Annotated in this window: 17 protein-coding genes and 1 pseudogene; 2 read left to right on the top strand and 16 right to left on the bottom strand. The window is 30.8% G+C overall.

Translation table 11 applies throughout. The annotated features are described in order from the left end of the window. Positions 1-5 precede the first annotated feature (5 nt). From ACWJJ7_RS01805 to ACWJJ7_RS01730, 16 genes and pseudogenes are all read right to left on the bottom strand, one after another. Positions 6-569: an NUDIX hydrolase gene (locus tag ACWJJ7_RS01805; RefSeq protein WP_462963671.1), complete on the bottom strand. Its 564-nt coding sequence runs from the start codon at positions 567-569 to the stop codon at positions 6-8. A 374-nt stretch (positions 570-943) separates the two neighbouring features. Further along, positions 944-2101 (bottom strand): alpha/beta hydrolase, encoded by a 1158-nt coding sequence (locus tag ACWJJ7_RS01800; RefSeq protein ID WP_462963670.1) that lies wholly within the window; start codon positions 2099-2101, stop codon positions 944-946. A gap of 39 nt (positions 2102-2140) precedes the next feature. Then, on the bottom strand, positions 2141-2725 hold the full coding sequence (locus ACWJJ7_RS01795) for a TetR/AcrR family transcriptional regulator (protein WP_462963669.1): 585 nt from the start codon (positions 2723-2725) through the stop codon (positions 2141-2143). A gap of 524 nt (positions 2726-3249) precedes the next feature. Next, positions 3250-3558: pseudogene (locus tag ACWJJ7_RS01790) on the bottom strand (PhzF family phenazine biosynthesis isomerase); the annotation flags it as partial. Between the two features lie 419 nt (positions 3559-3977). Then, positions 3978-4469: a GNAT family N-acetyltransferase gene (locus ACWJJ7_RS01785; RefSeq protein ID WP_462963668.1), complete on the bottom strand. Its 492-nt coding sequence runs from the start codon at positions 4467-4469 to the stop codon at positions 3978-3980. A gap of 261 nt (positions 4470-4730) precedes the next feature. Next, entirely contained in the window at positions 4731-5609 is an 879-nt protein-coding gene (locus ACWJJ7_RS01780; protein WP_462963667.1) for a hypothetical protein, read from the bottom strand. A 355-nt stretch (positions 5610-5964) separates the two neighbouring features. After that, positions 5965-6726 carry a peptidase MA family metallohydrolase gene (locus tag ACWJJ7_RS01775; RefSeq protein ID WP_462963666.1) on the bottom strand — a complete coding sequence of 254 codons (762 nt, stop codon included), beginning with the start codon at positions 6724-6726 and terminating at the stop codon, positions 5965-5967. A gap of 759 nt (positions 6727-7485) precedes the next feature. Beyond that, positions 7486-7971 (bottom strand): QueT transporter family protein, encoded by a 486-nt coding sequence (locus ACWJJ7_RS01770; protein ID WP_462963665.1) that lies wholly within the window; start codon positions 7969-7971, stop codon positions 7486-7488. Positions 7972-8018: 47 nt separating this feature from the next. Further along, a complete protein-coding gene (locus ACWJJ7_RS01765) occupies positions 8019-8528 on the bottom strand; it encodes a GNAT family N-acetyltransferase (RefSeq protein ID WP_462963664.1) in 510 nt (169 codons plus the stop codon). Between the two features lie 108 nt (positions 8529-8636). Beyond that, positions 8637-9092 carry a hypothetical protein gene (locus ACWJJ7_RS01760; protein ID WP_462963663.1) on the bottom strand — a complete coding sequence of 152 codons (456 nt, stop codon included), beginning with the start codon at positions 9090-9092 and terminating at the stop codon, positions 8637-8639. A gap of 99 nt (positions 9093-9191) precedes the next feature. Continuing rightward, entirely contained in the window at positions 9192-9371 is a 180-nt protein-coding gene (locus ACWJJ7_RS01755; protein WP_462963662.1) for a hypothetical protein, read from the bottom strand. A 134-nt stretch (positions 9372-9505) separates the two neighbouring features. Then, the gene (locus tag ACWJJ7_RS01750; protein ID WP_462963661.1) at positions 9506-9964 is read right to left on the bottom strand and encodes an AraC family transcriptional regulator; all 459 of its coding nucleotides are present in this window, start codon (positions 9962-9964) and stop codon (positions 9506-9508) included. Positions 9965-10077: 113 nt separating this feature from the next. Next, positions 10078-10314 carry a hypothetical protein gene (locus tag ACWJJ7_RS01745; protein WP_462963660.1) on the bottom strand — a complete coding sequence of 79 codons (237 nt, stop codon included), beginning with the start codon at positions 10312-10314 and terminating at the stop codon, positions 10078-10080. A gap of 608 nt (positions 10315-10922) precedes the next feature. Next, complete coding sequence (locus ACWJJ7_RS01740) at positions 10923-11132, bottom strand: hypothetical protein (RefSeq protein WP_462963659.1); 210 nt, start codon at positions 11130-11132, stop codon at positions 10923-10925. A 164-nt stretch (positions 11133-11296) separates the two neighbouring features. Beyond that, positions 11297-11812, bottom strand: a complete 516-nt coding sequence (locus tag ACWJJ7_RS01735) for a hypothetical protein (protein ID WP_462963658.1) — start codon at positions 11810-11812, stop codon at positions 11297-11299. Between the two features lie 149 nt (positions 11813-11961). Beyond that, on the bottom strand, positions 11962-12459 hold the full coding sequence (locus ACWJJ7_RS01730) for a signal peptidase II (protein WP_462964912.1): 498 nt from the start codon (positions 12457-12459) through the stop codon (positions 11962-11964). Positions 12460-12863: 404 nt separating this feature from the next. Here ACWJJ7_RS01730 and ACWJJ7_RS01725 point away from each other — a divergent pair, with 404 nt between their 5' ends. Further along, positions 12864-13028: a hypothetical protein gene (locus ACWJJ7_RS01725; protein WP_462963657.1), complete on the top strand. Its 165-nt coding sequence runs from the start codon at positions 12864-12866 to the stop codon at positions 13026-13028. Positions 13029-13057: 29 nt separating this feature from the next. Further along, positions 13058-13225: a hypothetical protein gene (locus tag ACWJJ7_RS01720; protein WP_462963656.1), complete on the top strand. Its 168-nt coding sequence runs from the start codon at positions 13058-13060 to the stop codon at positions 13223-13225. The last annotated feature ends 312 nt before the right edge of the window (positions 13226-13537 follow it).

Genomic DNA, 13537 nt, shown 5'->3' with positions numbered 1-13537 from the left:
GTTACTTAAATTGTTACCGCCCTAATTTTTGATATTAATTTCTTATAAACCTTCTGCATATGGGCTTCACTTACATATGTACTAACTTCATCAATTGGAACCCATTTAACATTGCTATTTTCATCAGCTTTAACAATAAGTAATTCATTTTCATCGCCCTCAACTAAATATGCAACTGATAAATGCAAATGTGAAGATACATATTCCCCTCTTTTTATATGTCCAAGTACTGTCAATATCTCTAATGAAAATATTTCCGAAGTAATAGGGAAAACATTTTTCACCCCCGTCTCTTCCTTTGCTTCTTTAATTGCAACAGCCAATAAATCTTTTTCCCCATCTGCATGACCGCCTACCCATGACCATGAATTATATATATTATGATGTACCATTAACACTTTATCTTTTGTTTTATTTACTATAAGTGCTGAACTTGTTATATGTGCAATCTTGTTTTCTCTGGTTAAAATGTCATCAAATATACTTATACAGTGTAAAATTAACTCTTTATCTTTTTTTTCTTGTTCATTATAAGGGTTATATCCCCTTATCAACTCAATCCACTCCATATTCCTCTCCCTTTTAAAATAAAAGTATCAACTTCTTTTTATTTTTGTTAATTATAAAAAAAGCTAAAGTTAGACAGCATATTTTTTTAGATTCGCCAGGTTTTTATAAGTATTTGTTAGGGGGAATATGATGCAATTTTCTGTTACTTGCTTCTTTAAGTGCTATTCCCAACTACAAATTTATACTTCCAATTATAAGAATATAGTTTTAAAAATCACTAGCGTCGTTTATTTTTTTTGTATGTAACCAACTTTAAAAAGCCTTACTATTTCAATCTTAACACTATCCACCCATATGTAAATATATGCAATTATATATTGAATGAAATTTTAATACAAAGAAAAAGCTACTTTATAGAAAGTAGCTGCAATTCTCATTTTCCGTCAGCAAGATTATTCGTTCCCGCCAGCACATCTTCCTGCAAAATACGCGCAAATTTTTCCGGTTCTTCAAACAGTGGGCTGTGGGCTGACTGGCGAAATGTATAAAACCCTTTCATAGGTGCCTGTAATTTATCGAAATAAGCCTTTGCCAATCTGTAGGAAGCTGTGTAATCGTATATGCCTTCACAAAAATAGACAGGAATGTCCAATTTCTGCACCTTCTTAGTCAAATCCGTTGCAATCATCTTGTCCCGCAGGTTGGTAGAGTTGTTACAAAAGGATTTGCCACGCCATATATCTATCTTTTCGCTGAAGGTGTACTCTCGGTTTTCCATCACCGGCAAAAATATACCACTAACTACAGATTTCATATTATGCGTTGTGCCAATGCCAAGACTGTGCATCGGTTCGTCACGCAAGGACCAGTATGAAGGTGGCAAGATGTCCATCTTATTGATAGGATACTTCTCAAGCTTTCGCAACATTCTTTTGTCTCCCGCCAGCGTAAATTGTTCCACCATATATTCATATGCCAGCTTTTCCGATTGGAGCTGTCTTGATTCCTGACCCATGCCAATATAGGCGTAGTACAGCTCTGGTGCCCGTGCTGCTGCCTGGATGCCAAGAAAGCTTCCCCACGAGTGTCCCATAAGGTAAATCTTTTCCTGTCCAAAGCGTTTGCGAAGGTAATTTGTTACCTCCAGCGTGTCGGATATCAATTGCTCCACTGTCATGGCATCTGGAGAGATGTCCGTGTTGTAGGATAGCCCTGAGCCTCGCTGATCCCACCAGCAGACGGTAAAATAGTTCTCAAGAACGGTTTGATATCTCTGGCTAATGCCATATTCGGGCATACCAGGCCCCCCGTGCACAAAAAGCAGCACTGGCTTCGTTTTATCCTTACTCTTGATAAACATCCCCTGCTCCACCCCATTGATATTGACATGGATTTTTTCTGAAATGCTACCTGCCAGCGGCCTTCCATTTTCATCTAAGAAATGTTTAGGTTTTCCATGACTCCATGCCATTAACACGCCTACAGAAATAAATACACAAACAAATAAAACAGAAAGTATAATCAACATAATACGTACCATCCTTCGCACAAATGATTTAGTTGAAAGTCCCTTAATTTTTTTATTTGTCATTTTTTACTTCTCATATATATAGCCAAACAGCTAATACCTCTATTTGTTCCAAATAATATCTTCAATCTTTGTTTCCCACTCCTTGTCATAATGAACATTTTTCATTGTTGCAATAGAAGCAAGACCATGTACAGTTGCCCACAATGATATTATTGTATCTTCCATTTTTTCTTTCGGCATTTTGGTCTCTCCATAAATACGAAAAACAGTGGTTTTTAAAAATTCAAAAGGCGGGAAGTTCTTCGTCCCATCACCCCCCAAGGAAAGATTAACCTCAATACATGGCTGAGAAAATAAAAAAGAAAAATACTGAGGATTATTAACAAAAAACATAACATAGCTCTTACCCATTTGAATAAGCACGCTTGGATCCTTTTGATTTGGGCAAGATTTAATCGTATTCTCCAGTACTTCCATGAACTGCTCTGTTACAAAATCCTGCATCGCTTCCAATAAGTCTTCCTTGCTTTTAAAATGGCTATAAGGCGCTGCTTGACTTACTCCACATAATGCAGACACTTTTCGTAATGAGAGTTGTTTTGCACCATCTTGATTAATTAGTTCAATACCAGCCTCAATTAGTGAATTTCTTAAATCTCCATGATGATATGGTTTATTTGACATTTATATGTCCTCCTATAACTTAACAGTGTTAACATTATAATGCACAATCTTAACACCGTCAAGATAGATCATAAAAGTTGATAATTACATGTTAAAATAATTAATGAATTGCGAAAAAAGACAGCGTACTGTTTTCCTACAATACGCTGTCTCTTTATTTATAACTGTGACTATTGGGGATTATATGCACATACGTTTAATATAAATATTCCTTAATACCTCTAATCAAAGAGACTATAAAAGTTTTCTATCTGTCATATTATATGGTACTTTCACTTCAATTTCTATGTAAATCCACGAGCTATCAGCTTTCCTAAATTTGTAAAACCGACATTTACTTATGGGACGGTTCAGCATATCACATTCTAAATTCATTAATCACTTAGCTACTTTTCTCCAGTCATCTTCGCTTCCTATTATTAGCCTAATGGATATATGGATAATAGGAAACTGATTATTGATTAGTACATATCAAAACTAATGCTTTATTCTATCTTATCTAAATTGGTTGTTATTTAAGATAGTCATTCCAATGATAATTCAGATTTAAATGCTATTATGGCATTTCCTGAAATTTTAATTTCTACAGGTTCTTTATTTTCTATCTTTACCTCAACGTCGATAATACCTGTTCGTTTTATAGCTTCACCTTGTTTAGCTTTGAATCTAAATAAAGAATTATTATGATTAACCAATTTGTGATGAACCAGATATGCACCCAAAGGACCATTTGCATTACCAGTTACAGGATCTTCATTAATGCCTATCGCAGGAGCAAACATTCTGCCATGCACTAAAATATCAGCATCTTGAGAATCAACTGTAATAACAAATCCATCAGCATTTGTTATTACTCCAGCTGGATTTCCAGCAAACTTCTCCTTAGTGAATGAGTCAATTTGATATAACTTATATTTCCTTGTAATAATATCCCTCCTAAGATAGTATCAATTTATATATTGCAAGTTATTCAATTTATTTGGAGCAGATAGTCCCTATGTATTATTTAAAGCAATTTCAAATATACCTAAGTAATCTATCAAACTCTTCTTTTCTTTGGTTTCTGAATGCTTCTCATTATAGACACAATCGGTCTAATTCGTCTGATTTCTTAAGTAATTTTTACAATTGTTTATGATGAACTTTATGAACATTCCGAACTAATCAAATATTATTAGAAAAACATCAAAACAAGTAACTAGAATCAATCTTGAATATCATATATATTTGTAGTATTGCTTACTATAGAAGCCTAAAGTCCAATTTTCATAAAGCCCACTGTGAAAGGTAAATGTTTATACTTTCTTGTACCTGTATGTATAAATCCTAAACCACTGTACCAATTCCTTAATTTCGTACTTTCTTCAATTACTCCAATAGTCATTTTATTACTTCCCATTTCTCTGACTTTATCCATTGCAAAAATAATCATTTCTCTGCCATAACCTTTATGGCGATATTCTACCAATACAGCAAGATTATTCAGTTCAAAACTCCCACCATCATTCTTGCTAAGCGAAAAATAACCTACAATGATACCATTATCCAGGTAAGCAAACATTGGTCGACCTTCATCATACTGCTTATATAATTTTTCAACTTTCATAAAACTTGCATTCCCTGGACAATTCTCTTTTGTAAGACTAAATTCTTGTGCTACCGTTCCAAAACTTTTTCTGATTACTTTTACACATACTTTAATCTCATCTCTTTCTATCTGCCTTATCATTTTTATCACTTCCATACTCCCATTTTATTAATAATCTTTACTTCGTAATAAACTACGAGTTCGACATATCGCCGGTCTTTAACGAAGAGAAACGTTTGTAAAACATGGCTTTTCAGCCGACTACGATATTCCCTACACGCATCAATTAAGTATTCATTTTGCTAGCTTCCCATTATAGACATAACATGTCCAGTTTATCTGATTTCTTTAGTAATTCTTACAGTTGTTTATGACGAACTTTACGAAAGATACGAGCTTGTAATATATTTAACTTTATCACTTCATGTTTCTAAAAAATTTTATATTAAAATATAATGCAAAGAATGCTAGAAGAACAAAGATTCCTACCTTTGTTACAATAACTGCAATTGGAAGCGAAATTCCTGCTATTAACTGAAATGCCGTTTGAATTGGAAGCATTATTCCAATAATGCTACATACTGTCAACAATATCCCTAATAAAATATATCCCATTCCACTTCGTTTCTTTAATTGAAACAAACAAATCCAAGCAGCTGGAGCAATTACCCCCATATCTAAAACATATGTAATTTGTGTTGTATACACTTCAATTAATCCTAAAGAACGACCTAGAACTATTGAATTAATGATGTCTGGAAGCCAAGCGACAATTAGTGCACTTCCGGTTAAAGCTAAGAATATATATATTCCTTTGTATGGTAATACATCTCCCATGTTCTCTACTACCTGCTTTTTATCTATACTTACAATTGCAATAATTAATCCAAAAAAGCTAGCTGAAAAAAGTGCAATATATACTAAATGCAATATATTATAGGTTACGCCAAATGCTATACTTGCAGAATAATAAGTAAATAACGAAATGACTGACATTAAGAACAATCGATTTTTCAGTTTTTTCTTTTTCACATCTAGTACCAATGCTACTATTAAAATTGGAATGGCAAAGCATATGATTGTAAAATCTGTTCCACGAAGTATAGGTGCCATAAAATACGAATCACGTGCATACAGTCCATCTCCATATATTTTCACTTTGTCACCATATTGATTCACAAAATAAAATGCTTTCCCTCCCGTTGTATACAAAAGACCTATTGCTGACGTTAGAATTCCCAAAACAATAATTAGAAAAGTTACTGTATGCAAACTCTTATCATTATTCTCACTCATAATCTACCTCCAATTTTATATATTAGCACCGCAATACTCTACAAGTTCGACATATCGCCGTTTTTTAACGGAGAGAAATGCTTATAAAATATGGCTTTTCAGCTGACTCCAATATTCCCTACACTCATCAATTAAGTATTCAATTGCTAGCTTCCCATTATAGACATAATCTGTCTAATTCGTCTGATTTCTTAGGCAATATTTACAATTGTTTATAACCAACTTTATGAACATTATGAAGTAACTCCTAGCTTATTTTTTTATTGAATATTTAACTTGCATATAAAAAATTGATATTGTAGCTGAGAGTAAATCAAACATTATTAAGTAATGAAAAATAGAAAATCTTCCATATTTAGGTTAGTAGATAATTCTTTTTAATATACTCAATCCATTTATTTTGCAATTGCTCCTCTGTTATGCCAAAAATGCCTATAACGTTATCCGGTGATTTTATTAAATTATATAACTTACCATAACCAAACTCTTCAACTATTGATTCTACTATTGTGTATGAATATTGATACCCATTGCGTTTGAAAAATGTTTCAAAATCATCGCCAGTATCTAAATCATTGAGTGTAGGAATCGTACTGTTTACTAAACCTTCATTAATTGTTTTCCTTATCCAGTTTTCATTATTATCTTTTGCTTCGTAACATGCAATTCCTTCATTCAACCATCTGGGCGTATGATTATTTATTTTATTTACTATTATATGCACAAACTCATGAACAGCTGTATTTACTACGTTATCAAATTGTGAACCAGGTGGTGGATTTAAAGGGGATGCTATTACAATTTTGTCTACCCCAATCCCTCCTCTTATCCAATCAGGTGCATTGGGAAATCCTAAAGCAATATGAAGCTGATTAATGTCTGAATGAATCTCAATAGTCAGTTTCTCTTTAAGTTGTTCATTAAAAATAATTGTAATTCTATTGTAACTATTTTCGAGAACATTTGAAACTTTATCTATACATGTCTTATCTATTTCAGTGTAATAAATTATAAAATGTTGAGTTTCTTTTCTTAAAATTAGTTTGTAATCTTTCTCTATATATATCTGTTCACATTCTACGTTACCCGAACAATCTTCTTTTCTTTGCTCTATCATTTCAGTTTTCTCCCTTATAGTTAATATTATTTTCGAATATGTTGGTTTGTACGTTATTTTTTACAAATTCGACATATCGCCGTTATTCTTTTTCCCCACACTCATCAATTAAGTGTTCATTTTTCCATCTTCACATTATAGACATTATCAGCATACTCATAACAAGATAAAACATTAGTTTCATATTTTCTTTTCAAAGAAAAGAATTGTAATCCTCATTCTAAGTTCATATACCTTAATTATACTACAAATTTTATCATAATATCTTTATTTTACCTTTAATATTTCTTTTTCTTTTATCTACGATTTAAACTAAAACCGCTCCATCTAAATCACTAGCCTAACCAAAAAAGATAGCAAAACCTTATAACAAAGTTTTTACTATCTTTTTCTAATTATCCTACCTCTATTGTCTTACGAGTACCTAACAGCACTACCCATGCTTGATACATTAAAAAGAACATATTTTAACTTTATTAGTTATGTTCCTTTTACACACAGTGTGTTGTACGTTGAAGATAAATACACATCTTCAATTGTATTCTTATAGAAAGGATGCCTGTAAATGCAGTGTTTTAGCCGACTGGCTTGATAGTCGAGTTGCTAAATCGGGCTGTTTAGTTGACATAGGGAAATGGTAAGTATAGTATTGGAAGTGAAAAAATACTAGGAGGAATTTCTATGGAAAATAAAAAGTCATTTGGTGTATTTATTACACAAAAAGACCCAAATAATCTATCTCTTTAATAATTATTACATTTAGTTATGACGAGCCATTTTTGTATTACGTCCTAACCTTTTTATTAAAAAAACACCTACTATACCGGGTATTATTTGACCTATACAAAGACTAATGGCTAATGCGAAATATGGTATATGTAGTAGATATGAAAGCCATATAGGTACTAATAAGCCTGGAATAAATACTATTGGAATAACAATCAGCCATTTATTTAAATTAAATCTTTTGATAAGATATATTAATGTTGTTGTTATGATTCCCACCATTGTTCCGCCTATCATATCGAATACTCCTAAGCCACCCATTAATGTATTGCTTAATAAATTTGCAAACCCCATAGGAACTATTAAGAATGGATATATATACCCTAGAGCATATAAACTTGTTGCCATCCTTATTTGATAAGGTCCGAATGAAAACCCTTGTGTTAAATACATTATTACTATATACATCGCCATGACTAAGGCTGCTATAGTTAATTCCTTAATTTTTATAATAAACACTCCTCACAAAACTGTAACTTCAATTTTACCTTTTATTAAAAATTATATTATTCAGCAACTTTCATACGCCACCAAATTTCCTCATCTATTTCCTTATATTTTTCCATTCCACATTTTTGCAAAACTCTGTGTGAAGCAATATTGTCTTTTTCTGTTTCTGCAATGATAATATAAACATCATGTTGACTAATAGCCCACTCACAAATAGCCTGTGCTGCCTCGGTCATATACCCATTATTTTGATAGGTACTATTGATACCATATCCTATTTCAATCTCACCATTTTCATCTGGACATTTCATAAAACAAGCACTACCAATAGCCTTATTTTCTGATTTTAAAATAATCTGCCAATTTGTGTACCAAAAATATCTATCTCTATTTCTTACAGCTTCTTGATATAAGCCCTCCATTGCTTCTTGAGTATGTCCATCTAAATATTCATTTGAAGCACTTAACTTTAACTCCTTCTCCATCTTATCAATTCCATCAAGCAATAATTTAAACTGATGAAGTGTCAACGGTATAATTTTTAAACGTTCTGTACTTAACTCCATTTAATTTTTCTCCTTTTCTTTCTATATTAATAAAATATTCTATTAATAAATATATTAGCTTCGTTATAAATAAACATTGTGATGCAGTTTAAAAAAATTGTGTATTTATTATTCTGCGAACTGCTTTTGCTCTTCAATGTAAATTTCTATTTCATCATTGTTTAATTTACGAATTTGAGCATTAGGACTTTCAATATATTGCTTAGATATATAAACGGGATTCTTATCCTTACATGACTTTTCTTTATTCTTAGATAAATATTTTTCCAAATCTTCTTCTGTATGAAAGATTTTATAAGAAATTCTATTATTCTTTCCTTTAATCTCATATATTCCACAAATATCTTTGCAACTTACTTCTGCTGTTCTCAAATATAATTTAGCAATTTCTAATGTTTTAAATGGGAAACTCCATCTATAAACATCTCGTTTATCATCTCTATCTATGCATATACATCTTTCACACGTTGAACATATGTATTGAGTATGGTTTTCTAAACAATGCTCTGGTTTTAAAAGCGGTGTTACCCTTGCATTATCGCTATAACACTCTTTGCATATCATAATACATACCTACTTTTTTCAGATTTATTTACACCTATTCATGTATCGTAGAATTACCATTTATGAATGTTGCGTATGCAACTTTTTTGACTAATGTATTTATTTCTTTAATTCCAATATTTGATTTTTGATTTCGGCTATATTTGCTCCAATGCTTTTAATTGAGTTATTTTCTTTACTGACATTGTCAATCTTTATCTCTAATCTAACTAAATGTTTTTCAATATTATCTAATTTTTTTTCAAGCCTTTCAACCTTATCTAAAGTAATTAATCCCATAAACTCACCCCCTCTTATTTATATGTTATGATTCAAGAAATTCTTATAATCCTATTAACTATATAAAATACATTTTCATGTCACCATGTACACACGCTACACATTGCTCATAATCCCACTTATGTTTTCTAAATCTACCGAATTGCAACATACAAATAGCAATGTGCTTTGCCATCTTTCGTATATTCACTTGGAACAGTGCTCTCAAAGTCTGCTGTAAAGGTTCTATGTATATCGCCCGATTTTTGCTCAGACCATACCTTTTCCCACGCCTTTCTCGTACAAACACTTATTTCTCCGTTTTCATCTTTTTCATCATATTTTTTATAAAAGCCTTTACTTACTTCTGCACCCATCTTTTGAAAAAAGTCCGCTGTTACAGCCATTACCGTTAGATCATAATCTCCATTTTCATCACTAGAATAATTACTGTATTTTGAAACTGGAGAAATACCCTGTTGAAACACATGTTCACTATCAAAAATAATAGGTAATTTCCCACTTGTGATATCCTTCCAAATATCACCAATATTTTCTATTCCATCTTTGGAATTATTCGCTCTTATTGTTATTTTATTTAATTTATATGCCATAATCTTACTCCTCCCATTATCGAAATGCTTCACACCTCAAATTACTATTTGTCTGCAGATTATATAAATAATCTTTATTTCGCAGTTTTATACCAGTGTGACTCAATCTAAGATTACTGTTCATTTTTCTTCCATTTTAAATAAGTGTAAATCAATTGAAGTATTAAGCCAATAACAATAGTTATTGTCAATATTATATTTACAATAAAATTATAAAATACAAACCAATAAAGCAACAATACCATTACACTAAAAGGTATCATCCATAAAGTTCTAATAAATTTTCTTCTATAACTTAAATTCCAGTAGGTAGGTGCAAAACCTTTGTCCACTTTATTTTCCCTTGACATATTGTGTCCCCTTTTTATTGATAGTATAGCTTCTATAGTAGTAACTAATTTATACACCTTCGACCTAACTCTATAGAAATTATAGCATATTATACATATTTCTACATTCCTATAATGGTAAATATTTTCATTTTTTAATACCGTATTATTCAATTTTAAAATTCAATAGTTATGTTGCCTAATATCTTATCTTCCTCAACATTTAGTATTGGAAAAGCAGCAGAGCCTTAGAGCAACTTCTCTTAAAATATTCTATTTAACACAATATATTGTTAGCAAAAAAACTAAATTGTCTAAACCATTTCTATGTGGTGTAGTATAGATAATCCGACAAAACCCACGTTAAGGAATTATATGGATAAAGAGACCCAAAACGTTAAATGATAGTTTATTTTGATAGTTTATTTTGATACTTTGTTTTTGGTAATAGTTTTGGTACTACATATTCCAAAAATAAGAACTAAACCAGTATCTAACTCTTTCAGCACCATAAACGACAGTTTTAGGCACTCTCAAATAGAATAAAACTAGAGTGTTTTTTACTCTAGTTTGTTAACAATATAAGAAAGGTATTAATTAACTATAATTGCAGATTATACTTATTAACTTTATTGTTGTTTCTTATTTTTGTTCGCTATTTTCGCATCTATTGCTGCTCCACTAGCAACCCCTATAGCAATACCAATAGCCAGATTATTAATTAATAATCCAAATACAACACCGAAAGTAATCCCAATAGCAAAGTAAGACCCATTTTTAGAGTTCGTTTTGTTTTCATTGATGTTTTTTCTATCATTATTCTTTTTTAAATCAGCCATAGTGGACTCCTCCTCATAAAATATAAATTAACCTTACTTCGCATAAAATTACAATTTCGACATAAAATATTTATTTGTGTTTACTATTATCACAGTCAAAAATCATCTATGGAAAAATTTCATATTGTTATTTTTAGCATCCATTTTACTCCATACAAAAATTATTAGAAATATAAACTGTAATCGGCTGTTGGAATATCACCTTCTAATCCTATAACTCTAGACCATAATCCTGTTTCAGCAATAATAAATCCCATAAGTATTCCCATATGGCTATGTAAATGCCTGTGTTGTGCAATAATTAATGCAAACCTTGTCCACTCACAATTTTCAGGCTTGGTAAGGAGTAAATCATCTGTTATCCACTCTAGATACTGATTTATTTTATTTTCAATTAATTGATAATATTGCTTTAATTCAATTTTTGATAATAGCTTATCTGTCTCAACATCTAAATTGTTTAAATTTTTGATATGAAATGGAGGGTCCGAATACCTTCGTGGGTTAATATACCACATATCCAATGAATGTAGTGTATGATAAATATGTTTCCACAATGGCATTTCACAATATTTTTTATCCCAATACTTATCGGGTACACAATCCATAACATTATTTATACTCCAAAGAGCACGTTTTGTCTGGTCTTTAATTACTTTAGTATAATTTATCTCATTCATTAACGTACACCCCCTTGTTAAATTCTTATGACGTGATTAGCTACGATTGTTCATTAATCGTAGTTTTATGATTGATGCAGTATTTACAAACACTGTGACTTAACTACAATCGTTAATAATTCTTATCCTTTCAATGATGTAATTTATGTTTATAATTTCCGTAGAATATATTTAGTAAAATCTTTTACTATATTATCATCAATTTGGTTTAAAACTTTGTTTTTAAAGAGCAATGATAATATTAGCAATCCAACAAAAATATTAATATATACATCTTTTAAGTCAAACGTAAAAAAACCATTTATTAATATGTAATCTAAACTACCGTTCCAAAAAATCTTATCAATTAATGAACACATAGCGCCAGAAAATATAAAAGCATACATGCTATTAATAAATTTGTTAGTTCCAAATTGCTTATTTAGATATTGATAAAACAGATATATTAATATACTCATAATTGCTATTAATGAAATATGTATATATTTACCTACGCCTAATTGTAACATAGAATTAAACCATGAATAGTCCCTATTGAACATAGGCTCAAAGTATAGTAAAGGAGGCAATATAGGAGAACTTTTGTCAAGAAAATTGTTGTTAGTTACTATTTTAATAACCTGATCTATTGTTACTAAAATAAGCACCGCTATATATGTCTTTTTGTTTTGAATTTTAATATTTATTCTACACCACCTAATATAAAAAATTTTCGCATAATTGTTCAAGTTCGACGTATCGCCCTATTCTTTAACGTAGAAATATCTTTGTAAAACATGACTTCTCAGATATTTCTTATATTCCCTACGCTCATATTAAGCATTCACTCTTCCAGCTTCCAATTATAGACACAACCTGTACAGTTTATCTAATTTCTTTAAGACTTCTTTAAGACTTCTTAAAGTAGTTTCTGATAAAGTTTTATTGTATTCTGTAGTAACTAACTACTTTGGCTTAACTTGTATGGTGCCATTACAACGTCAATTAGTTGATTTTTACTTTACCACACACTATATTATTTCTAGTTTCACCCTATTTACAGGAATTTAAAATGTGGAACATTGATTTTATATTTCAAAATCCATCACCTTCATTGAATAATTATTGTAAGACTGTCAATAATTTAGATATCCTACTTAAGGTTAAAAAATCATTTACAAAAGCTTATAAATTGATTGGCAAAAGATGCAAAAGTAATTCTACATCCGATGAATAATTTGAAGATTATTTATAGGAGGAATTGTCATGAAGCATCTTAAAGTAGGAATTTTTGTAATATCCATCATAATACTTTCCATGCATTATAAGGTAGTTGAGATTAATTTTAATCTCCTGTCAAAGAATGTAGGAACTATTGCTGTATGGATAGCTTTCATTATGTTAGGAGCGATTATTTCGTCCTGGCTTGAATAATAAGTTGGAAGGTAGCTTCAATAAAAAGAAGTTACCTTTTGCTTTTTACAATTCATAATATTTAGCAAGTTCGACATATCGCAGTTATTCTTTAATGAAGAGAGCTCTTTACAAAACATGAATTTTCAACTTACTACGATATCACCTACACTCATTAATCATTTTTTAGCTTCCCATTATAGAAATAACCTGTCCAGTTTATCTAATGTCTTAGTATCTCTACAGTTGCTTATGACGAACTTAATGAAAATTGCGATACAACTGTAAATACATATTATGCACTTTGCGAGATTATATTTTTTTCATATCAAC

Source organism: Clostridium sp. CM042 (assembly GCF_055080995.1).
The sequence above is the reverse complement of the archived record's forward strand: the minus strand, read 5'-3'. Positions and strand labels throughout refer to the sequence as shown.